The organism is Dehalobacter sp. MCB1 (assembly GCF_003590275.1).
Classification (GTDB): domain Bacteria; phylum Bacillota; class Desulfitobacteriia; order Desulfitobacteriales; family Syntrophobotulaceae; genus Dehalobacter.
Genome location: NZ_LXPC01000004.1, coordinates 183,151 through 203,428 on the forward strand (window position 1 = coordinate 183,151; position 20,278 = coordinate 203,428).

25 protein-coding genes and 1 riboswitch are annotated in these 20,278 nt (G+C 40.1%); of the genes, 8 read left to right on the forward strand and 17 right to left on the reverse strand.

The window, feature by feature from the left end; genetic code table 11:
- Nucleotides 1-52: 52 nt before the first annotated feature.
- Nucleotides 53-799: a Ni/Fe-hydrogenase, b-type cytochrome subunit gene (gene cybH / locus A7K50_RS03065; protein WP_119774560.1), complete on the forward strand. Its 747-nt coding sequence runs from the start codon at nucleotides 53-55 to the stop codon at nucleotides 797-799.
- Nucleotides 774-1,838: a spore photoproduct lyase gene (gene splB, locus A7K50_RS03070; RefSeq protein ID WP_199698213.1), complete on the forward strand. Its 1,065-nt coding sequence runs from the start codon at nucleotides 774-776 to the stop codon at nucleotides 1,836-1,838. The genes cybH and splB overlap by 26 nt, the downstream gene beginning before the upstream one ends.
- A gap of 33 nt (nucleotides 1,839-1,871) precedes the next feature.
- On the opposite strand, the gene A7K50_RS03075 is transcribed toward splB, so the two are convergent.
- The 6 genes from A7K50_RS03075 to A7K50_RS03100 form a co-directional block, all read right to left on the reverse strand.
- Complete coding sequence (locus A7K50_RS03075; RefSeq protein WP_119774562.1) at nucleotides 1,872-3,011, reverse strand: hydrolase; 1,140 nt, start codon at nucleotides 3,009-3,011, stop codon at nucleotides 1,872-1,874.
- A gap of 87 nt (nucleotides 3,012-3,098) precedes the next feature.
- Entirely contained in the window at nucleotides 3,099-3,851 is a 753-nt protein-coding gene (locus tag A7K50_RS03080) for an SGNH/GDSL hydrolase family protein (protein ID WP_119774563.1), read from the reverse strand.
- Nucleotides 3,852-3,908: 57 nt separating this feature from the next.
- Nucleotides 3,909-4,427 (reverse strand): DNA-deoxyinosine glycosylase, encoded by a 519-nt coding sequence (locus tag A7K50_RS03085; RefSeq protein WP_119774564.1) that lies wholly within the window; start codon nucleotides 4,425-4,427, stop codon nucleotides 3,909-3,911.
- Nucleotide 4,428: 1 nt separating this feature from the next.
- A complete protein-coding gene (locus A7K50_RS03090; RefSeq protein ID WP_199698214.1) occupies nucleotides 4,429-5,325 on the reverse strand; it encodes a pentapeptide repeat-containing protein in 897 nt (298 codons plus the stop codon).
- A 37-nt stretch (nucleotides 5,326-5,362) separates the two neighbouring features.
- The gene (locus A7K50_RS03095) at nucleotides 5,363-5,941 is read right to left on the reverse strand and encodes a DUF3795 domain-containing protein (RefSeq protein WP_119774565.1); all 579 of its coding nucleotides are present in this window, start codon (nucleotides 5,939-5,941) and stop codon (nucleotides 5,363-5,365) included.
- 36 nt (nucleotides 5,942-5,977) lie between these two features.
- Nucleotides 5,978-6,352, reverse strand: coding sequence for a DUF1801 domain-containing protein (locus tag A7K50_RS03100; RefSeq protein WP_119774566.1), 375 nt, complete (start codon nucleotides 6,350-6,352; stop codon nucleotides 5,978-5,980).
- Nucleotides 6,353-6,574: 222 nt separating this feature from the next.
- Nucleotides 6,575-6,660: riboswitch (cyclic di-GMP riboswitch) on the forward strand.
- A 95-nt stretch (nucleotides 6,661-6,755) separates the two neighbouring features.
- Between A7K50_RS03100 and A7K50_RS03105 the strand changes: the two genes are divergently transcribed.
- Complete coding sequence (locus tag A7K50_RS03105; protein WP_119774599.1) at nucleotides 6,756-7,817, forward strand: HD-GYP domain-containing protein; 1,062 nt, start codon at nucleotides 6,756-6,758, stop codon at nucleotides 7,815-7,817.
- Nucleotides 7,818-7,876: 59 nt separating this feature from the next.
- Here A7K50_RS03105 and A7K50_RS03110 read toward each other — a convergent pair whose 3' ends face one another.
- The 3 genes from A7K50_RS03110 to A7K50_RS03120 all read right to left on the reverse strand — a co-directional run bounded on the left by A7K50_RS03110 (nucleotide 7,877) and on the right by A7K50_RS03120 (nucleotide 10,586).
- The gene (locus A7K50_RS03110) at nucleotides 7,877-8,317 is read right to left on the reverse strand and encodes a CoA-binding protein (RefSeq protein WP_119774600.1); all 441 of its coding nucleotides are present in this window, start codon (nucleotides 8,315-8,317) and stop codon (nucleotides 7,877-7,879) included.
- 169 nt (nucleotides 8,318-8,486) lie between these two features.
- Nucleotides 8,487-9,278: a lipid II flippase Amj family protein gene (locus A7K50_RS03115; protein WP_119774567.1), complete on the reverse strand. Its 792-nt coding sequence runs from the start codon at nucleotides 9,276-9,278 to the stop codon at nucleotides 8,487-8,489.
- Between the two features lie 198 nt (nucleotides 9,279-9,476).
- Nucleotides 9,477-10,586: a saccharopine dehydrogenase NADP-binding domain-containing protein gene (locus tag A7K50_RS03120; RefSeq protein ID WP_119774568.1), complete on the reverse strand. Its 1,110-nt coding sequence runs from the start codon at nucleotides 10,584-10,586 to the stop codon at nucleotides 9,477-9,479.
- Nucleotides 10,587-10,866: 280 nt separating this feature from the next.
- Here A7K50_RS03120 and A7K50_RS03125 point away from each other — a divergent pair, with 280 nt between their 5' ends.
- Nucleotides 10,867-11,433: a DUF4352 domain-containing protein gene (locus A7K50_RS03125; protein WP_243103615.1), complete on the forward strand. Its 567-nt coding sequence runs from the start codon at nucleotides 10,867-10,869 to the stop codon at nucleotides 11,431-11,433.
- 269 nt (nucleotides 11,434-11,702) lie between these two features.
- Here the strand turns inward: A7K50_RS03125 and A7K50_RS03130 are convergent, their stop codons facing one another.
- The gene (locus A7K50_RS03130) at nucleotides 11,703-12,146 is read right to left on the reverse strand and encodes a DUF3788 domain-containing protein (protein ID WP_119774570.1); all 444 of its coding nucleotides are present in this window, start codon (nucleotides 12,144-12,146) and stop codon (nucleotides 11,703-11,705) included.
- Nucleotides 12,147-12,425: 279 nt separating this feature from the next.
- On the opposite strand from A7K50_RS03130, the gene A7K50_RS03135 reads away from it, so the two are divergent.
- The 4 genes from A7K50_RS03135 to A7K50_RS03150 all read left to right on the forward strand — a co-directional run bounded on the left by A7K50_RS03135 (nucleotide 12,426) and on the right by A7K50_RS03150 (nucleotide 14,654).
- Nucleotides 12,426-12,656: a helix-turn-helix transcriptional regulator gene (locus tag A7K50_RS03135; protein ID WP_119774571.1), complete on the forward strand. Its 231-nt coding sequence runs from the start codon at nucleotides 12,426-12,428 to the stop codon at nucleotides 12,654-12,656.
- Nucleotides 12,646-12,945 carry a hypothetical protein gene (locus tag A7K50_RS03140; protein ID WP_119774572.1) on the forward strand — a complete coding sequence of 100 codons (300 nt, stop codon included), beginning with the start codon at nucleotides 12,646-12,648 and terminating at the stop codon, nucleotides 12,943-12,945. The genes A7K50_RS03135 and A7K50_RS03140 overlap by 11 nt, the downstream gene beginning before the upstream one ends.
- Before the next feature lie 608 nt (nucleotides 12,946-13,553).
- Nucleotides 13,554-14,033, forward strand: a complete 480-nt coding sequence (locus A7K50_RS03145; protein WP_119774573.1) for a sigma-70 family RNA polymerase sigma factor — start codon at nucleotides 13,554-13,556, stop codon at nucleotides 14,031-14,033.
- Entirely contained in the window at nucleotides 14,034-14,654 is a 621-nt protein-coding gene (locus A7K50_RS03150; RefSeq protein ID WP_119774574.1) for a zf-HC2 domain-containing protein, read from the forward strand.
- Nucleotides 14,655-14,870: 216 nt separating this feature from the next.
- On the opposite strand, the gene A7K50_RS03155 is transcribed toward A7K50_RS03150, so the two are convergent.
- The 7 genes from A7K50_RS03155 to A7K50_RS03185 form a co-directional block, all read right to left on the reverse strand.
- The gene (locus tag A7K50_RS03155; RefSeq protein ID WP_119774575.1) at nucleotides 14,871-15,881 is read right to left on the reverse strand and encodes a nitrogen fixation protein NifH; all 1,011 of its coding nucleotides are present in this window, start codon (nucleotides 15,879-15,881) and stop codon (nucleotides 14,871-14,873) included.
- Between the two features lie 76 nt (nucleotides 15,882-15,957).
- Complete coding sequence (locus tag A7K50_RS03160) at nucleotides 15,958-16,287, reverse strand: nitrous oxide-stimulated promoter family protein (RefSeq protein WP_119774576.1); 330 nt, start codon at nucleotides 16,285-16,287, stop codon at nucleotides 15,958-15,960.
- Between the two features lie 203 nt (nucleotides 16,288-16,490).
- Entirely contained in the window at nucleotides 16,491-17,030 is a 540-nt protein-coding gene (locus A7K50_RS03165; protein WP_119774577.1) for a DUF1697 domain-containing protein, read from the reverse strand.
- 232 nt (nucleotides 17,031-17,262) lie between these two features.
- Nucleotides 17,263-17,634 (reverse strand): hypothetical protein, encoded by a 372-nt coding sequence (locus tag A7K50_RS03170; RefSeq protein WP_119774578.1) that lies wholly within the window; start codon nucleotides 17,632-17,634, stop codon nucleotides 17,263-17,265.
- Between the two features lie 215 nt (nucleotides 17,635-17,849).
- Nucleotides 17,850-18,374: a hypothetical protein gene (locus tag A7K50_RS03175; RefSeq protein WP_132102124.1), complete on the reverse strand. Its 525-nt coding sequence runs from the start codon at nucleotides 18,372-18,374 to the stop codon at nucleotides 17,850-17,852.
- A 136-nt stretch (nucleotides 18,375-18,510) separates the two neighbouring features.
- On the reverse strand, nucleotides 18,511-19,122 hold the full coding sequence (locus tag A7K50_RS03180) for a hypothetical protein (RefSeq protein WP_119774580.1): 612 nt from the start codon (nucleotides 19,120-19,122) through the stop codon (nucleotides 18,511-18,513).
- A gap of 192 nt (nucleotides 19,123-19,314) precedes the next feature.
- Complete coding sequence (locus A7K50_RS03185) at nucleotides 19,315-20,238, reverse strand: TIGR01777 family oxidoreductase (RefSeq protein ID WP_119774581.1); 924 nt, start codon at nucleotides 20,236-20,238, stop codon at nucleotides 19,315-19,317.
- Nucleotides 20,239-20,278: the final 40 nt, after the last annotated feature.

Here is a 20,278-nt window from a genome sequence, read left to right on the forward strand (position 1 = left end):
GCGTGCCATGGTGACGCTAGAATACATTCTAAGTGATACGGAGGGATTACGATTGGCCTTATCCAAAGAAAAGAAGGGTTCCGCCCCGATGTCGCAACGCAGACCGGTATACGTCTGGCAATTTCCTGTCCGGATATTTCACTGGATCAATGCAGCCGCCGTCACCGTACTCTTTCTTACAGGTCTGTATATTGGAAATCCTGTCTTTATTACCCCCGGAGAAGCTTTCCAGCAGTTTTTAATGGGATCCGTTCGCTACTGGCATGGAATAGCCGCTTTTATCTTTACGGCCAATCTGTTATTTCGCCTCTATTGGTTCTGGGCAGGTAATGAGTATGCCAAGATACGTTTCTGGCAGAAGCCTTTTTGGCAGGACCTCAAGTCGACAATCCGCTACTATTTGTTTATGAGAGGAGAACATCAGGGACATCTCGGGCATAATGCCCTAGCCCAGCTGTCTTATCTTCTTTTCATCTGGATCGGAAGCTTTTTCATGATTATAACGGGTTTTGCTATGCGGATAGGCACCAATCCGGACGGTATATCCGGAAATTTGTTTTCCTGGGTCATTCCGGCTTTTCACAACGAAAATCTGGTTAGAATGAGTCATCATCTTGTCGCCTGGGGTTATGTGGTCTTTTTGTTGATTCACCTCTACCTTGTATTCAGACAGGATCTTCTGGATGATGATGGTACTACCTCATCCATGATCAATGGGTATAAATATGAATTGCCCTCTACTGTCGGCACTGAAGAAGTCCATACCTCTGAATATGTTGTACTCCAGAAGGGGGATTAACTTGAATTTCGAGCCCAAACAGGTCTTTTATGAGCCTGAGGCCTTGAATTATCCACTTGGAAAGAAGCTTGTTGATTATTTTCGGCAAACCAAGATTCCGGTCAAAGCGACAAGCTCTCATAACAGAATAACCGGTCTGAGCGGAGATACTGCTGCCGAAACCTATTTTGAAGCCAAAAAAACATTGGTGATCGGTGTCAAACGCGGAAAAACGTTTCAAACCTGCAAACCCTCGGCTCATTATCAGCTGCCGCTGACCACAAGCTGTCCCGGGATGTGCGAATATTGTTATTTAGCCACGACGCTGGGTACAAGACCGTACATCCGCATCTATGTCAATATGAATGAACTGCTTGAGAAAGCCCAAACTTTAATCCAGGAACGTTTACCCGAGATCACTTATTTCGAAGGAGCCGCAGTTTCCGACCCAATCCCGGTAGAACAATATACAGGCAGTCTGAGAAAAAGCATTGAATTTTTCGGAAGACAGCCTCAGGGCAGGTTTCGCTTTGTCACAAAATTCACTGACGTCGATTGCCTTTTGAATTTGGAACATCACGGCCATACCAGGTTTCGTTTCAGCCTGAATTGCGAGGAAATCATCAGAAATTATGAGCATGGGACACCATCCGCTGAAAATAGAATAAGGGCAGCCGGAAAAGTACTTCGTGCCGGCTACCCTTTAGGTTTTATTATTGCCCCGATTATCAGATTCGAGAATTGGATGGATCAATACGAAAAGCTCTTTGCTGACCTGGCAGAGCAGTTAAAAGCCGCTTCTCCGGCAAACTTTTCTCCTGCAGCGCTTACGTTTGAATTTATTACACATCGTTTTTCTTCCCGGGCCAAGTCCAATATTTTAAATATCTATCCGCAGACAAGCCTACCGATGGATGAAGCTTCGCGCAAATTTAAATTCGGGCAGTTCGGCTACGGCAAATATGTCTACCCACCCGTTGAAATGGAAGAAATAAAGACTTTCTTTCTGGCTTTTATGAACCGTTATTTCCCCGGAGCAAAAGCCAAATACTTTATTTAGCTTTTTGGCTATAGTACCGTCCATGGCACGTCATTACTCCTTGCTAGTATGCTGGTATTCGGCATACCATCTTTTAATGACTTTCTTGCTCTGCTCGCTTGGGTAATAATTTTTGTTTTCATCATCTTTGCCCACAGCGAAAACAGAAAACCCAAGATGCCAGGTCTCTTTTTCAAATACTTGCTGATAAGCCAGAAAGCAATCTGCCTGCTCTTGGTTATTGATAATGTCCGACGGCAAGGGGTTCCAGGGATGAACCGCGGCACCGCTTCTTTTTGGAAAACCCAGTTCACCAAAGAATACGGGTTTATTCCATTTGACAGACAATTGCTTTAATTCGTCGTAGATATTCTGGTTTCTGTCAAAAATCTGAGTCTTATAAATTGAACTTACAAGGTTCTCCACGGTATTGGTTTCTTGGTCGGTCAATTCAAAATAAGCTGCTACAGAGATAAAATCCACTTTTCCAAGAACCGGATTATTTAATTTGGCAATGTAGGTATCATACGCCAAGTCCTGCCCGGTATTCCATTCAGCTGTATACCACCAGTTTGTCCGGTAAGTCACTTTGCCCTGGTATTCCGCCCTGACAAAATCCGCAACATCGGTCCAATAACCGCATTGATCCTCGAATTGATCAAAGTTGGAACCGATACACACGGCGTAGACTTTATTCGGCTTAGCCACATCACGGATAAGTTCGGCGAGGACGACCTGTTTCCAGTTCCAGAACCATTGATTGATATGATCCGGCTTGAGATCCGTCTCATATTTCTCACCGTTTTGAATATACGGATAAGGTTCCAGAATGACGTTAATTCCTTTATATTTTAAGCGTTTAATCAGCCGGACCGCTTTCTTTTCGCTTTCCGCATTGATACTCATCGTACTGGCCGTCAACGACGGAATATCAATTTGAACAGGGACATTCAGGGTATTCAGCCCGAGACTGTCTATATCGCTTAGAGCCTGTTCAATTGTATAATCTACAGAAAGGTTTGCGGATTTTATCTTTTCCCCCCATGGGGTAATAATCCTGTTCTTTTCGTATTGGTGGCCAATATAGACAAAATCCACCAGGACCAGTTTAATGATTAGCAACACCACAATAATGACACCTAACACAATCAGCGGGGTTTTGTTTCTTTTGAGCGTATTCAGCAAATTCTTCAATATTCTGATCCTTCCTGAGAATAGTACCAAGATAAATAGATTGATGATTAGAACCGTAAAGGGTGAAAAGCTTATACTTTCTAAATACTAAGAAAGACTGTCCGCGGAAGAATCTTTGAGCAGAAAATTGTAATTCTGTCTGAGGTATTCCGTCACCTTTTGGGCAATGACCTTATGCCCGTCTTCATTCGGATGGATCCCATCAATACAAAGCAATTGCGTAAAATCCGGTGTCTTCAGAAAAGCACCTCTTACATCGATCCATTTCGTCTTTGTTTCCTCTGCAATGTTCACAATCATGGAGTTGTAGCGTTCCTGCCACCAGTATATCTTTGTAACGCTTCCCAGCCAAATTAATATATTTTTCCCTATCTCATTACTGTTTTTGCTAATCCACTTGAAATACCGATCAGCGTCAAGCGGAGGGAGCGTCATCAACACCGGGATAATATTATTGTTTTTAAGCGAAATAATGGTATCTGTGAGCATTTTTCCGAAAACGTTAAAATCCGTTTTGGGTTCATGCTCTGCCATTGGATCACTCGCAATCTGCATCCAGTTAAAGTCACAGTCATTGCCTCCAAATTCGATCAGTACAATATCCGGACGCGTTTTGGATACATCCCGATGAAGGCGTTCAATGCCTTTTTTTATGGTGTTGCCAAATTTGGCTGCATTATAAACGATGCCCTTCAGGCTATTCTGAACCAGAGAAACATAGTTTCTGTCCAATAACGAATATTTTCCCTGATCCTCGTTATAGATCACGCCTTTGGAAATGGAATCTCCTACAATCAGAAATGTATAATTTTCTTTCAGTTCAGGCTGATTGTTATCCATCAATTCACACCTTTCACAACGACTTGCTTAAAACTTCATGGGTATTACTTCAAGATTTCATAAGTATTTCAAAATTGCTTTCCAATGTGTCAGCTTTTCCTCAAATTTCATCGTATTGGCCGGACTGGTCGAGGGCAATAGCAGATAGGCAATGGAAGCAGACTCCAGACGGATTTTCCTCTTATATATATTAAAGCCCTTTGCTCCGTTAAATGCAAGTAATTCCAGATTTGGGTACTGAATAAATAAATTTTGAAAATCATTGACCTGTTCATTGACGATATTGCTATCGAGGCTGCCTTCTCTGGAGCAGTTACGAATGACATCCCAGAGGGCAATTTTTCTGTCTAAAAGAAATTGTTTCCTGCTATCATAATCATCCATGGCATCCGCGGCATTAGACCATCCACGGGCATCGTCAAAAAGCGCATACATAATCCGCCAAAAGTGATTGTAAGGATGTGCATAATATTTCTGCTCCCTCAACGATTGCACTCCCGGCATCGAGCCGAGGATCAATACCCGGGACTCCTGATTGATGATCGGTTCAAATGAATAGATAATTTCCATTTCCATATCAGTCCATACTCCATTGTCTTGGATAAAAAAGTGATGGCGGCAGCTTGGTACGCTTGTCTCCCTTCGCTGTATTCAGCTGGGCCTGAGTCAGGAAAAAACTTTGGCTTAAATCAGTACCGCTAAGATCGGCATCACGCAAATCCGCCCCGATCAAATCAGCTCCGCCCAGATCGCTCCCGCTGAGGTCTGCGGCAATCAGACAGGCTCCTCTAAGGTTAGCCCCTCTGAGGTCTGTTTCCCGGAGATCTGCAGCAATCAGACTATTCCTGCGCTTAAACGTCTTCCGAATCCCAGCCTGAATATTCCGTTCCTGACAAACAAAAGCACGGACCAGTTCACTTGTTTGAAGCAGCAGGGTATTTACTTCGGTACGATATAAGGGTACATCCATTTTCAGAAGCTCGCCTGGGCTGAGCAGTGTCAGCCGTTCCGTCTCTTCCCGCAGGGTACGAAGCGCCTCATGAATTGAATGAGCCGGCCGTAATGTCTCTGCTTCTGTCAAATACCAGAGCATCTCCTGAAGCTGGCGAATGACAAGGAAAACTTCAAACATTTGCTCCCGGAATTCCGGTGATCGCCGCCAGTCTCTGCCGCCGTAACTGAGCTTGGATACTTTTGGCCCTGCGCCAAAACAGTCAAATGCTATGCAGCCTTTCAGACCCAGTCCCTGAAGATCTTGATAGATACTGCAGCGAAAATTTTCCTGCAGGTTCCGACAGGGTTGACCAGCCTCTTTATCGTTTGGGAAGCCTTCCGAAGCTGAAAAATACAGCGCGGTGCAGCACAACCCGAAGCAGTTCTCGCAGTCAGTTCCCAGACTGCGCCTCTGCTCAGCAAAAATGTCTATTGGTTCACGAATTCCAGACAATATTTGATCCTCCAAAACAAAGAACATTTGATTTATCCCCAGAAATGATGCTTGAATAGTCTGTTTAATCCTTTTTAGCCTTTCTAAGAACCAGTTGAATATTCAGACTATCGGCTTCCGCTTTTAGCAAGCGGACAGCTTCTTCAGCACTGCCCTTACAGTTGATCCGATCCATATGATGGATCTTATCCATCATATTATTCAGGACGGCAAGCGGCAGCAGGTTCACCGCCAGACAATAAAATCCCTTTGATTTGCCGTCATTGTAATCCGCGATTAGTTCCCCTAAAATTTTGTGTTTTTCCGTCAGTTCTTCAAGATAATTTTGAAGATCCATTTTAGCCTTGGCTTGATCCTGCAATACATTTTGATAGGATATAAAAGAATCGGCCTCGCTTGGAGCCTGATACCTCTCACATGGATAGACACTGCATTCAAAACAGTATTCAACATTTTGATGCTTTTTATTACAGGTAATTACGGCACAGGAAGGATGCTTCAAAAAAAAGTCCGGGCCCCCGCAGCCGGGGCACTTTGAAGAACCTTCCGTATGAAAACGCGGACAAAGACAGCAATTTAATCCGCATAATGAAAAGTCGGCGCATTTCCGCCTGTATTCTTTACTTACCATTGATTTGACCATCACATGCATCTCCCGGCAATAATCATTTGATAAAGATCAGATTTCAACCCCTGCAGAACAGTTCTCTGCAACTCTGTACTTCACGATCTTGCTTATTAACGCATACGGCATAGGCTTATTTAACGGGAATTGTACCGACCCTTTGGCTCCCTTATAACCGGCCAGTTCCTGTTTAAAGGCTTCAATCCCGCTTGGTGTCGGATAAAATCCAATGTGGTTCTTGAATGCTGCGAAATGAACGAGATTACCGTTCAGTACAAACGTAGGCATCCGATAGCTAATCTTTTCCACTGCGTCCGGTGCTGCTTCTCTTATCACATTTCTAATTGCTCTTAATATTTCCTGTATCTCATCAGGAAACTGCAAAATATACCCATCAACTGATTCATGAACCACTTTATCCGTTCCCATTTTTAGTTTCTCCTTTAACTATTTTCAGAATGTTATCCGCACGTATATAAATATCATTAATGAGTTATATGAATTTAAGCAGATTCCTCTGCTAAATTAAGAGACATTGATCATTTGGCACCAAAATAAAGAATAATTTTCCAAATAACCCCTGTAGAACCTGAAAGCAATGTGCTACAATGGTTCTATGACCGAAATATTAATCAAATAGGGATACAGGAGCAACGACAATGGCAAACCTGGTGAAAGCCAGGGACGCAAAGCTATGGGTCTTCCAGAATAATTCTGATGACTGCCAGGCTACCGAATCCGCTCAGGTTTGTTTTGAATGTCGCCATGCAGTCTGCTGGTGATTTTTTTGTTGCTTCAGCCAGCACTGATTTATTGGAAAGGAAGATTACAATTGCGTCAGGTAAGTGTAAACCGGCTTCAAAAGGGAGACGTGTTGGGAAGAACCATTTTCTCGCATAACGGCCGTTCATTGCTTGGTAAAGGAGTCACGCTGACCCAGCCATATATCGACCGGTTAAAAGAACTGGGCATTAGTATTGTCTATGTGGACGATGACGAAACCAAGGATATCGTTATTGAGGATGTTATTTCCGAGGAAAACAGGCGGGAGGCAATGAACTCCATTGAGCATTCAGCGGAAGCAGTACGAATCGGTAAAGACCTCAATGGTTTTCAAGTAAAAAAGACGGTAAACAACATCATCGGAGACATCCTGTTTCAAGAGAAGATATTTCTGAGCCTGACAGATATGCGGAGCTATGATAATCAAGTTTATGCGCATTCAGTCAGCGTCTGCGTCCTCGCAACCATTTTGGGCAAAGCTTTGGGACTGGATAAAGATACCCTGGAGGCGCTGGCAGTAGGGGCTTTGCTCCACGATATCGGGACTGTCAAGCTGCCAAAAGAGCTTGTCGCCAAACGTGAGGCCTTTACTCCGAAGGAAAATGACCTATATCAAACGCATACCATTCACGGATATGAAATACTTCGGAACAAACCCGAATTAAACTTATTGAGTGCGCATATTGCTTTGCAGCATCACGAATGGCTGAACGGAAGCGGCTATCCCCGGAAGCTGTCCGGCCGGCACCTCCATATCCTGGCCCAAATCGTCGGGCTGGCCGACTTTTATGATAATCTGGTCAATGATGGCCCGGGCCACTCCCGGATCGTACCGCATGAAGCCTGTGAAATTGTAATGGGATGTGCAAACAGACTATTCTCCCAGCAATTGGTTGTAACGTTCTTAAAGCATGTTGCGGCCTATCCGACCGGCTATACAGTTAAACTTAATACAGGTGAAGTTGGGATTGTAGTTGACCAGAATAAAAGTTTGCCGATGCGCCCGATTATCAGGGTATTAATCGCTGACAAAGGGCTGGCCCATGTCCAGGCTAAGGAATATAACCTTGTCGAAGATCTTACAACCTTTATTGTATCCATTGTCGAGTGAAGCTGATCCATTTTTTGAAAAAAATGCCGGCTCAAATGTTTTTTGGGCCGGCTAACCTATTATTTTGGAAGTTTTCCAAACACCTTCAGTATGGACCGGTGGAACGAATGAGGAAACGATGGTTCTGCAAACATTAGGACGCATTGGTCATGGATGACGTTTATCTGATTTTCCGTACAAAAGTCTATAGCCTCTTTGGATTCAGCCCCCTGCTGAATCCAGATATGTTTGACTCCGGCTTCTACCGCGTCCCTAACGACCTTATTGGTTTGGTCCGGAGGGATAACGATCACTACGCCGTCGGCTTTCTGCGGCAAAGACTGAAGGTTTTCATAGCAGATCTCGCCGTCAATACTGTCCGTATTGGGATTTACGGCAAAAACATTATACCCTCTCTTTTTTAACGATTTATACAGCCTATGCGAGAACTTCTTTTCGGATCTGGATACCCCGACCACAGCTAAAGTACGCTGGTCTAGAAAATCAGTGACTGAGCTCATTGTCGTCAAAAAAATGACCCCCCTTAATTAAATTATTGTTTATTTCTTGGCAATTTGGCTAATTCCTTCTTCCAATATTTATTTTCTGTGAAAACTATTTCAGTTCCTATCGTATTAATAAACAGGCTCTTATTTCCTTGCTTATATTCATGATGAACAGGCATTATTACTACATGTAAAAGCTTGCAATAATCTGGGCGGCCGGCAAAAACAGCACTTGCCCCAATAATGTGCCAATTAGTTTTGTAGCAATAAGCATAATGACCAATGCTTTCACATCAGCATAAGGCCTTATTCCTCTCAATGCCTGGTCTGTAATAATTGCTGATTTTGGGTCGATAAAAAAAGTAAGTAGAATACTTGCCATGCCATTAATGATTCCTGATGAAGCTGCTGCTGCTAGTGCTGCTTGCTCCGGGACCAGAAGAGCTGAGTAATTAGCGGCAAGGACCCCAATGGTATATATGCCTGTAACCAAAACATTGATAACAAGTAACCTTTTGGGTATCTCTCTATACCTTAGTCTTTCCAACATTGTCTTCGAAGGCCGTACAGCACTTTTTACAATTCGCTTAATATTATTTGCCTGCAGGGCCTCGACAACCAAGGAAGGTACAGAACCGGCTAATTCTAAACGTTTAACAGCAATTTCAAATATCTTTAAGAATGTAGGTATGAGCAAGATTCCAAATAAGGTCCCTGCTGTCGCTGCAAAAATAACCGACCGCAAATCACTGGCCGGGTTCAGTCCTTGCGCTATACTTAAACCAACAATGCTTGCAATTAACGGTCCTTGAAACATGTTGGCTGTCCGGGAAACAAGAACAAACATGTTAAAAAGAGAAAAGGATAAAGCAACCTGTCCGCTTTTTACAGAATTTAAGCGTACAGAGTAGGCCAGGGTATCGACAAGATGAATGACAACTGTGAGAATCATTAATTCTATTAGCATCTTTTCCATTTATTGCAATCCATACGTTTTCAAAAGAATTAATACCGTATTATTATGCTGTATTTGAAAATCGTCCACAACAAAAAGACCATTGCTTTCTAATGCTTTTGTTAATCTCTCCATGCGATTACTCCTTCTATAAATATGTATTTGCATTAAGTCTATCTCTCAAAATCAATTATAGAAACTCAAATAAGCAGCTGCCGTTTATGAAAAGCTTGATATGCATTTCACACCCATTTTTTCCATATCCTTTAGAAGACGATTGGGTTCAGCCAAATGTCCCATCATCCAAAGTCCAGGCTTACGGGCAGAACCATCCAAGTATTGCAATAAAGTTGCAACAACAGGGATAGCTGTTAATTCGTAACCATCGGGATGAGAAACGCTGACGTGGGGTTGAATCATCTGCCCATCTTTAGATCCAGATGCCCTAACCAGAAGTTCAACCCGATAAGGCGGTTTGTGAAAAGTACCCATGCTCCACCATAAAAACTTACCAATGGATCTGACAGCGTTTGGCATGATCTTTAGCCACATCCAGACAACTGGCATAACCACCCAGTCTGTCACCCAGTGTGACTCCGATATATAAAAGCCAAGATCCTTGAGCGAGGGGTATAACTCCGGCAGCGGCTGCAATTCCTCAAAGAACATAGAATAGCACAGTTTCAATCCAATGTCGCTCCCAAAATCTATTTTACGTATTTCATAGGAGCTTTTTTTCGTCCATTGTCCGTTCTTATAGACCTGAGCCTGATATTCTTTGAAACACTCAACCAATTCGTCAACTGCTTCGGTATAAGGAAGATCTTTCCCCATATTGAGATAGCCGGCTGTTATGGCGCTTTCAATTGAGTCCATATGGGTAGCCACGTAACGAACCAGTGCGGAAGGAAGCCCAGGATGGAACCCGGCCTCCGTGATAAAAGTTCTTCCAGCGCTTTTGATTTCTGTAGCAAGGGACTGCAAATAAGCAAATTTCTTAGAGCCAAGCTGCACATCGAGATAATCAATCCCAGCCTGAAGCGCAGCCTGGGCCACGATTTCGGTATAGGCGGTCGTGGGTGCTGCGACCACAACGATAGACTGGTCTTTAAACGCTGTTCGTAAGGATTCCGCTTCTGATGCGTTTGCATAAACAGCCGATGCACGTAAACCGGGGTACTGTTGATTCAGCTCATCAACAAATACCTGTGCCTTGTCGGGATATCGTGTCCCAATTGTAACGGTAGCTTCGGAATACTGCAATAGATGACGCGATATCAATCTGCCAGTTTGACCTGTCCCACCTAGGATAAGGATTTTAGACATCATTTTCTCTTCCTTTCTTTTAGCCTGTACTTCTCCTCCATTATTTTCTTCTTGTACAATTGCGTTTGGGATTATTCACAAGAACCATGTGGCAGCACAAGTAGTATTTTCCTAGTCCAAAAATACTTATATAAAGCTTAGCATGTATTTTTCTATAACCAGCTTATTTAGAGTAATTGCAAAGTGCTTTGCATAATTTAGGCTGGAACCAAGATATTGTTTCTGAATCAAAAAAAATGTTTTGAGAAATAATAAATATTACAAATTAATGTTAGGGGGAAATATGATGGCAAATAAATCTATCTATAAACGATGGTGGTTTTGGCTATTAAGTATCATAGTAATTATCATACTTGTCCAAGCATGTAGTGGCGGTAAGTCTACCCCTGCTCCGACTCCCGCTCCAAATTCGTCTACCCCTCAAACTTCCACTCCCCAGGAATATAAGCTAAATGATGAGGTTAAGGCAGGAAATATTGGGTATGCTGCAAGCGAGGTAAAAAGGAGTACTAAAATCGGGCAAAATCAATATTTGCAAAAAACAACCGAAAATGAATATTTACTAATAAAAGTAAAGGTATCAAATAACGATAAAGAGACTCGTACTATTGATACTAGTTTATTTAAGTTAAAAGATGCTGAAGGCAAAGAATATTCTGCAATGGCTGAAGCAGACATGTATGTAAACACCGATAATAGTTTCTTTCTAGCCCAGGTAAACCCGGGAACAAGCAAAAGTGGATATATTGTATTTGAAATTCCTAAGAACCTAAAAGGTTTAAAATTACAAGTTTCAAGTGGTTTAGGATGGTCTGGTGGACAGTACCAGATAATAAACCTTGGTCAATAGGCTTTGAAAAAGTATAGGTTTTGGCCGAATCATAATAAATTGAGATTCGGCCTTCTTTCTTTATGTTTTTTCACTTAAGTACACAGAGATATTCCGGTCACTACAAGTTATTAACTTTAATACTGAATATTATGTAATTTATAGCAGCTAGCTTTTCAAAGTATGATAACTTGCTAAAATAAAACAGGTCCAATCTTTATGAGAATTTTTTAACCATCATACTGTGGTAAGCCTTGCCACGGCCGCAAATTCGGCCAGCATCTGATATGTTAGCCCACCGTACCTTTGGTCTTTACCCTTATTGCGATTAAGCTCTTAATATCATCGAGTACAGACTTATCTCTTACCTCTATCATTAGCCAACGTCCACCACAGGAAAAAGACGTTTTCCTGTATAAGTTTTGAACATATGGTGTGAATGTCCCTAGTGCCATTTCTACCTCTTCTTCCTCCTTTGCCCCTACAACAACTAACGCAATAAAATATCCTTCCATTGGATATAGGGTACATAATGATTTACTATTCTTTTGATATTTTACATTCCAACCCGGCTGAGCAGAACATTTACTATACGACATTTTGGGTTGAACTTGATATCTGAAATCAATATATGCAAGTAGTTCAGACCAAAATGGTCCCCCTTGACCAATAAATTCTTTTATGTCTTCATAAGTCGGCTGCTGATTGGCGTTAAATAACTCACTCCAGTTCATAAACTCAATCTCCTTTATCAGGTTGTGTTCCGAAAATCCAGTTCGATGCCTAAAATATCGTCTTTCACAAGATAGTTTCTGCGACACGATATTGCGGCCTTCGCGCGCGATTTTATTTAACGTTTTGCGAATTGCCGAAGTCTGTTACTACTTGCATATTCTCCCAGATTTCGGGAATTAACAATAATCAACTCCTCTTAATAGGCATACTTGTCTATTTGCCTAGTATGCTTTACATTTTCTTTTCTCTGTGCTACTATCTAGTCAGGAGGTGATAGTTTGAATGATAATATTCAGCTTAAAAATCGATTAAAAGTCGCCCGAGCAGAAAAGAATCTTTCGCAGGAACATCTTGCAATTCTTGCAGGCGTAACAAGACAAACAATTAGTTCTATTGAGACAGGTCAATACTGTCCGACAGCAAAATTAGCATTAATCCTATCAAAAGTTCTTAATAAACAATTTGAAGACTTATTCTATTTTGAGGAGGTTATAGAAAATGGCCAGTAATAGGGTTGAGAAAGATGAAAGAACAACATTTATCGAAAATATTAGTTATAAATTCGGATATGTTTTTATTACGTTTGCTTTGCTTCTTGATGTTGTATATAGATCGTTAAAACTAAATGAAGCGCCCTGGGATCTGCTTGCATTAATTATTATAAGTGGTCTGGTTATGTCCTTATATCAATACAAACAAAAGATTTTAGGTAAGACTTGGATAAAAACATTCATTTATGTATTTACAATTTCCTTTATTATCGCATTTATAATGGCATTCATTAGAAAATTATTCTGAGACTATTCCACGCATGGAGGCGCTGTCTCCCGCATGGTCTTTCGCCTAACGTTTATGTGTTTGCGACGCGTCCCATACAGCTTTCATATTGGCAAAGTGTCGCTAAACACAGTGTTAGGCGATGGCTTTGTCCCAAAAGAAAACCTCAGGAACCTTTCTTCCCAAATTCGAGACAGTTCAATTTTCTTCTTAACGTAAAGCTGATACATAATATCATCCCAAGTGGCTTGATCAGGTAAGTTAGTGATTATTTTGATTGCAGCCCTCTTTTGCTTGACTCATATTTTTCACCTCTCAAAGCATCTCTAATAATAGTATATCACCAAAAATTGACTTTCTACATATTATCTCGTCCATACCATTTCATTTTTGCTTCAAACTCTTTCCAGGTGAAGCTTCTTCTTTAACTCTTCGGTTTAGCCATTTGTACAGGATTTTTTGAGTTAATGTTGTAGAACTCGTTGATTCCTCTGCTGTTTCGTATTACACCATAGTAATTGTAACCTTTGTTTAGCTGTTTGCTTAAGCGGACAGCTTTTTAAAAAATTTAATTATGGTGTAACGAAACACTGCGTTATCGGATATATGTTTTGAAGGAAGTGAATTGCATGTTCGACATAGATGACATTTATAAGGAATATGCAGAGACAGTCTTTAAATTTTTGATCATTCTTTGTAACGATGAGGATACTGCGGAAGAGCTCACGCAGGAGACCTTTTACCGTGCAATAAAATCAGCTAATCGATATGACGGTACATGCAAAGTCTCGACATGGCTTTGCCAAATTGCAAAACATCTGTGGTATCAAGAAATTGATAAAAGAAGCCGCAAAGAAACATCTATGCTTAATGACAATATTGTTTCCAACAAATTGAATCCGGAGGAAGAATTATGTCTGATAGAAGATAAAATGCAACTTATCAAAGCAGTACATATTCTCGATGAAACTGCAAAGGAGATAGTTCTCTTACGCATCACGGGTGCATTTTCTTTTAGAGAAATTGGGGAAGTATTCAACAAAAATGAAAACTGGGCAAGAGTCACTTTTTATCGTGCAAAACAAAAAATTATGAAAGGAAGATCGTAAATGAAATGTGAAATTATAAAAGACCTGTTACCAAGCTATATTGATGGTTTGACCAGCTCTGAAAGCAATCTGGAAATCGAAGAGCATTTTAATAATTGTCCTCAGTGTAAGGAAATTTTTGAGCAAATGAAAGCAGAGGTTAGGGTAGAAAATACCGAATACAACAAAGAAAAAATCAAACCATTCAAAAAGCTGAATCGAAAAGTTTTAAAAGCAGTTCTCATCACCCTGGCAGTCTGTGCCTTGGCGGTAGTATCTTATTTCTATTTCTTTGCATTTGGCTGGAGAGTAAATTCCAATGATATGAACATCTCATATGCTTATAAAGATGACAAAATTCAATTTGAATTTGAACTGACAGATGGCAGGGTTCTTAATGCTTGGACTCATCTGGACGCGGACAACATTCATGTTAATACGATTCAGTTTACGGAATGTTTCAGCAGTATCTTAGATGACAGAGGCGAATATCCGAACAAGTTTTTCTATGGCATACACTGTACCACTTATAACGGCAATAAAGTACAATTTACTCAGGATGATTGCGTTATCTTACGATTTAAGGACAAAACGGAAACTTTCTATTTGAGGGAAATAGCGAAAGAATTAAATATAATGTAATCGTCATTTATAGGAAGAATCTGTAGTTTAGACCAAGCATATATTATTGGATGGTCAGCAGTTCGTAGAATGTATCGGCGATCGTTTTGCAGCAAGCGGCGCATTTTTCTTCATACTCCGTGGTAAAGGTTGTTCTGCCGATATTATCTGACAAGCATCGGGGTTTTTTGGGGGATAATATTGTCAACGATGCTACACACATTATAAATATTAGCATCAACCCCTCTTATATCGTTTTAATACTCTTATAGCCCTAAGCGTAATCCATTTACTTTGTTCACCTTTTTGCTCCAATGGGATAAGCAAGCGGTCAGTGTTGGATGTGTTTTCTATTCTCCATCTGCCCATGTCATCCTGTCTTGTAAGGATGATATTTAAGGCATCATTCATGCGGTCGTCTGCTATACCAAGCTCCGTTAGAATATCTAATATTTCCAGCACATCGGTCTGGTACATCAAAGGAAAACTGAATTTTAACCATCCAGGCTTGGAAGTTTTACTTAAATTATGGCTACGTTTATAAATATGGTGAATTAAGAGAAATTCGACAGATTTGTTTATGGTATCATTTATTTTGCTTGTCCTTTTTTCCTGTGGTATGGCACTTAATCCTCTAAGCGCCTTGACTATGCCCATAAAACAGGTGTGCTTGCCCCAACATATTTCAAGTCGGTCGTATGGCGGACTTTGTGGATTATCTTCAACACCGTCATTAAAACGCATAAAGCGGGTAATCCAATAAATCGCCTTCTGTAATCTCGGATCGTCAAGGTAGCCAAAGTGTATCAGGCTCCATACCATATTCCCTGTAAGGCATGGGAGAACTTCACTTATCCTGCCGCCGCCCTTCTTCGCCGCCATATTCATAGCAAAACCGCCGTCCTCGGCTTCCTGCGAATTATTGAGTATGTATTCGCATTGTTCTATAATCTGTGAATTGGCCTCAGCGCCCATCTCCGCAAGCACAATTAGTTGCCATGCAAGACCTTTATATTTATCAAGATAAAATTTGGAATATGTTTTAAGATACTCAGCCTCCTGCTGTTTCCCTAGAATATATGGTACTATACTGGATTGCATGATATTATGCTTCACTTGCTGTACTTCTGGATCGTGTTCCGGCTTGTCTAGAATATCCTTTAATGTAAAATACCGCACAGAAGGGTTTTCATCTTCCAGCAACCAATTAATTGGGTCTGCTTTAAGTTTGGATTTCCAATCGCGCACCTTTATACCCCCTTGGGATTATGTAATAGATTGCTAGCCGTTCTTTTTCAATAAAGGCAGTTAATTTAAGAGCCAATCATGCTTTCCTATTACTCCTCTTAGAATCTATTATGTGATATAACGTTAATATTGGGTGCCTAAACAGCATCCTTGGCCCAGAATACCTCATAACTTTCTTTATTTCTACTCTCATTTCTAGCTTATAACAATGTATTTTACATCTTGCACAGACTGGTTTGTTCTCACCAAACATGCATTGTTCTATTTTCTTGCTTGAATATTTATATAATCTCTCACAGTCTTCACACCTTCTATTTTGTGGGGTATGGGTTTTCTTGCAATAAATATTAATCATTTTCTCAACCGTTACCCGTTCTCTTCTTCGCCTTTTGCTATCTGTACTCATTTTTCTGTCCTTATAATTAATTTTATTTTAAAAACAAGACCCGTAAGATTACTTGCAAGGCCACCTTTCGCTTAACGTCCAGGCGTTCCCGAAGCTTCTTGTCGCATTTATATATTCTAACGGCGTGTTAAATGAAGTTGGTCACCCCCAGATCCAGGGTCGACAGGACGTCGACCCTTCCCAGAAAATTCTCATATTACATTTTATGATTGTGCCAATTCCAATAACTTCTTTGTTGTATTTGCGTTTCGAATTGTAATATATTGATATGCCTTTGTTCCAACTATCTTTGACCACCGGGTTCTAGAAAATGTTTTTAATGGAGCTGACCAAAATATAATCTCTTTATAGGCATAAAGTTGTTCATACTCTGGCTTTATTTTTCCTGCATCTTCAATAATTTCTTCCGCTGTGGCAGGTTGGATTACAAATATGGCATTATGTTTTGACTTTGGATCATCTCCCCACCAATCAGGAACATGCTCTAATGCCTCTTTTAATGTATGAACATCAATTAATGCTAAGCCTATAGGAAAGTCAAATTTCTTCTCCAGAATATCATGGCAATTATTTGATAGATCTATGATACTTTGTTGTTCACTGTCAAAGATGACATTACCGCTATTTATATAAGTCCGCGTATTTATAAAACCTGCATTCTCGAAACAGTTTTTCAAATCATGCATAGAAACTTTGTTTTTTCCGCCAACATTTATTCCTCGGAGTAGTGCAATATATCTCATAAAAAACTCCTCTTTAATCTTTTGCAACAATATTAAACTTTATATCAATCCACGCCAGGACGGCGCGGCCTTTGCGACCAATTTCATTTAATGTCCCGCGAAGTTACGCAGCGTCTTAATTCATTCATAAACTCTAAGTTGCGGAACTTCGCTGTTATCTGAAGTTGGCGACTTGTAACTCAGAGGATGCCATGGAGGGCATCCCCTTCAACACAACAAAGCCCTGCGATAATTATTCACTAGAAACATTAACTTCAATATTCCAATTCAAAAATATATTAATATCGTCTATTGCATCAATAATTCGCCATTGAAACTCTTTCTCATCTCTCAATGCTTTTAAAACTATTGGTTTAACAACATCTTTTTCAAGTTGCCTCTTCGTCCGAGCGATATACGCTAAACCTAATATTGCATTTGCTCGGACACTTGGTTCTGGATAAACAGCTAACCTTACACAAATATCCTGAGCATACTTCCAATCTGAATGATATTCTCCAATAGATAAAGGAAGTATAATCAGTTTGTCAAGATTATCTGATTCCAATATACACTTAATTTGCTCTTCTGTAAGAATTGGTAGCGGCTCATATTTTCTATCCATTTTCTCTCCCCAATATGGATCCTATTCAAACCGCGCAGGACGCGCGGCCTTTTCGCCAATTTCAGATAACGTCTTGCGTGTTCGCGACGAGTCCTAACCGCATTCATATTGACAAAGTGTCGAAAAAACGCTGTTATCTGCATTGCCACGCTTCTTGTTCAGAGGCCACCACGGACGGTGGCCCCTTGGAGCCAATTCTCTTCAGCTTGTTATTTTTAACTATCACTGATTCTAAAACATTCTCTTCGCAACTCATAAAACAACTTAACTAATGGGTGTTTATAATTACTTATATCAATATTTAAAAATCGTCTTTTACCTAGTCTTTTATCAATTAAAGCAAATGCTGTGTAAATCGGATTATTCGATTCCAAGCAATCTTCAAACGGTGTATTGATATAATTCTCTAAAACATCTCTAATATGAGTTGTTTCATGAATACCTAACTCCATAATCTCTTTTACTTCTCTTAATTCAATTTGTGGCAAATAGAAATCTTTATGATAAGCTCCTTGAAAACCTAATTTATTGATTAATTCTTGAGGTATATGAGCCATATACCAGTGATAATATCCTCCACCCAAAACTTTTTGACCATCTAAAGTAATCCACGCTTCACCATAATCATCATGGGCATCATGATAACGTGTGCAATGAACATCAATTCTATCTCTTAGCCCTGGAGTAATAAAATCTTTTATTTTCTTCCTTAATTTAGACCAAATCATCTCAGACCCCATATATGTTACTATTTTATTTCCGCGCAGGACGCGCGGCGTTCGTGGCATTGCAGATAACGTTTCGCGAAGTTCCGAAGTCTGGTTATTGCATTCATATTCTCTCAGATTTTGGAACTTCGCTGTTATGTGATGTCGGTTAAGACAACCCAGACAGTTCCTCAATTATCTGATCAATTCTATTCTTATCTTCTTTGTTAAAATAGAATTTACTTTTCCCTTTTATTCTAAAGAATAAATATTTCTTCTTTACACGGAAGATTAGTTTATTATCGTCATAGCTAAATGATAAAACTTCATTCCAATTATAGTAATTGTTCCAATCTACTATCCCCTTTTCCGCTAAACCTGTCTTTGATAAATATACAGAAAACGAATCAAACGTCATAATAGCAAATAGGATTATCATTGCTAGTCCGGTAAATGAAGGTCGTATATTAAAATACATATGTAGCCACAGAACTAATACGATACCTGAAGAAATTGTTAAAAATAGTGGTTCCATAGTAATGTTAGGCTTTAAAAAACAGATTATATTTCCAACCTTATTTCTTTTATAAACTCTTTTAAGAGCCTTGTTACAATACACGGCCATATTTAATAAAATTAAACAGCCTAGAATAATATTAAACTTATTTATTCTATCAAAACTATCTAGATCGCTATAATTCATTATGTATACTATTACAGCCAATATCACCAGGAAAAGCATCCCTAAGAAAGTTCCAAATTCGATTAATCTCTTATTCAAAAATTAAACTCCTTACATTCTGAAATATTAAATCAAAAAACGAATTTCTTTATCAAACCTTCTCCAATCCTCAAAAAACTCTACCTTAATTTTCATCACGATTTCTTTCGAGGCATAGATGTCACATAACGTTCAGGAGTTCCCGCAGCGTCCCAACCACATTCATCATCCTCTAGTTGAGGGAACTTTGTGTTAGACGCCGCTCCGGTTCCCCAGAGCATTTTCTAAAGCTTCCTTCAACTTTGGAAACCTATATGTAAAATCAGTACTTAGAATTTTTTCCGGTACAGCACGTTGTCCATTTAATAACATTTCTGACATTTGTCCTAATGCTATTCTTAATAAAAATTCCGGGACTGGTAACCATGATGGTCTATTCAAAACTTTCCCTAGTATCTTGCTAAAATCTCTCATTTTTACTGGATTTGGAGCAACAGCATTTATTGGTCCAGCTAGCTCCTGATGTTCGATAATAAACCTTATCATACTTATTAGATCCTGAACATGTATCCAGGAGAGCCACTGACTTCCATTACCCAATGGGCCACCTATGTAGAATTTAAATGGTAGTGCCATTCTTTCTAGTGCACCTTCGTTTCCTAAAACCACCCCAATCCGAATGGTCACTACTCTGGTTAAATCACTTTGGGCCTTATATGCTTCATTTTCCCAATCACGGCATACATGTGCTAGAAAATCCTGCCCCACTTCTTCAGACTCGGTTATCTCTTCATCCTCGCGGGGTCCATAATATCCAACTGCTGAAGCGTTTATTAGAACTTTGGGTTGAATTGCACCATTATTAATAGCAGCAACTATTATGCCAGTTGTTCTAATCCTGCTCGCAATGATCTCCTCTTTTACTGAATTGGTCCATCGACGATTTCCAATCGACTCACCCGCTAGATTGATTACTACGTCGATTTGATCCAAATTATAAGTTAATGATAGAGAAGAAAAATTGTCCCATTCGATTACCTGAATTTTATTTCCTAATCGGTTAGCAGTTTTTTGAGGATTCCTCGTTACGATATATACCTGGTATCCATTCTCAAGTAATTTATTTGCCAGATTACTTCCTACAAAACCTGTCCCACCAAAAATTAAAACATTCATATTTCCCACCTCCGGAATGGCGTCTAACGTCCCGCCGGTT

Bases quoted from the DNA above. Each gene is read 5' to 3' on its own strand.
- A7K50_RS03090 (WP_199698214.1), bottom strand. From the start codon at position 5,325: ATGTTCTTTGTTTTGGAGGATCAAATATTGTCTGGAATTCGTGAACCA.
- splB (WP_199698213.1), top strand. From the start codon at position 774: ATGTTGTACTCCAGAAGGGGGATTAACTTGAATTTCGAGCCCAAACAG.
- A7K50_RS03130 (WP_119774570.1), bottom strand. From the start codon at position 12,146: ATGAACTGGAGTGAGTTATTTAACGCCAATCAGCAGCCGACTTATGAA.
- A7K50_RS03120 (WP_119774568.1), bottom strand. From the start codon at position 10,586: ATGATGTCTAAAATCCTTATCCTAGGTGGGACAGGTCAAACTGGCAGA.
- A7K50_RS03115 (WP_119774567.1), bottom strand. From the start codon at position 9,278: ATGGAAAAGATGCTAATAGAATTAATGATTCTCACAGTTGTCATTCAT.
- A7K50_RS03145 (WP_119774573.1), top strand. From the start codon at position 13,554: ATGTTCGACATAGATGACATTTATAAGGAATATGCAGAGACAGTCTTT.
- A7K50_RS03095 (WP_119774565.1), bottom strand. From the start codon at position 5,941: ATGGTCAAATCAATGGTAAGTAAAGAATACAGGCGGAAATGCGCCGAC.
- A7K50_RS03170 (WP_119774578.1), bottom strand. From the start codon at position 17,634: ATGGATAGAAAATATGAGCCGCTACCAATTCTTACAGAAGAGCAAATT.
- A7K50_RS03140 (WP_119774572.1), top strand. From the start codon at position 12,646: ATGGCCAGTAATAGGGTTGAGAAAGATGAAAGAACAACATTTATCGAA.
- A7K50_RS03100 (WP_119774566.1), bottom strand. From the start codon at position 6,352: ATGGGAACGGATAAAGTGGTTCATGAATCAGTTGATGGGTATATTTTG.
- A7K50_RS03160 (WP_119774576.1), bottom strand. From the start codon at position 16,287: ATGAGTACAGATAGCAAAAGGCGAAGAAGAGAACGGGTAACGGTTGAG.
- A7K50_RS03085 (WP_119774564.1), bottom strand. From the start codon at position 4,427: ATGGAAATGGAAATTATCTATTCATTTGAACCGATCATCAATCAGGAG.
- A7K50_RS03175 (WP_132102124.1), bottom strand. From the start codon at position 18,374: ATGGGGTCTGAGATGATTTGGTCTAAATTAAGGAAGAAAATAAAAGAT.
- A7K50_RS03125 (WP_243103615.1), top strand. From the start codon at position 10,867: ATGATGGCAAATAAATCTATCTATAAACGATGGTGGTTTTGGCTATTA.
- A7K50_RS03185 (WP_119774581.1), bottom strand. From the start codon at position 20,238: ATGAATGTTTTAATTTTTGGTGGGACAGGTTTTGTAGGAAGTAATCTG.
- A7K50_RS03080 (WP_119774563.1), bottom strand. From the start codon at position 3,851: ATGGATAACAATCAGCCTGAACTGAAAGAAAATTATACATTTCTGATT.
- A7K50_RS03165 (WP_119774577.1), bottom strand. From the start codon at position 17,030: ATGAGATATATTGCACTACTCCGAGGAATAAATGTTGGCGGAAAAAAC.
- A7K50_RS03110 (WP_119774600.1), bottom strand. From the start codon at position 8,317: ATGAGCTCAGTCACTGATTTTCTAGACCAGCGTACTTTAGCTGTGGTC.
- A7K50_RS03150 (WP_119774574.1), top strand. From the start codon at position 14,034: ATGAAATGTGAAATTATAAAAGACCTGTTACCAAGCTATATTGATGGT.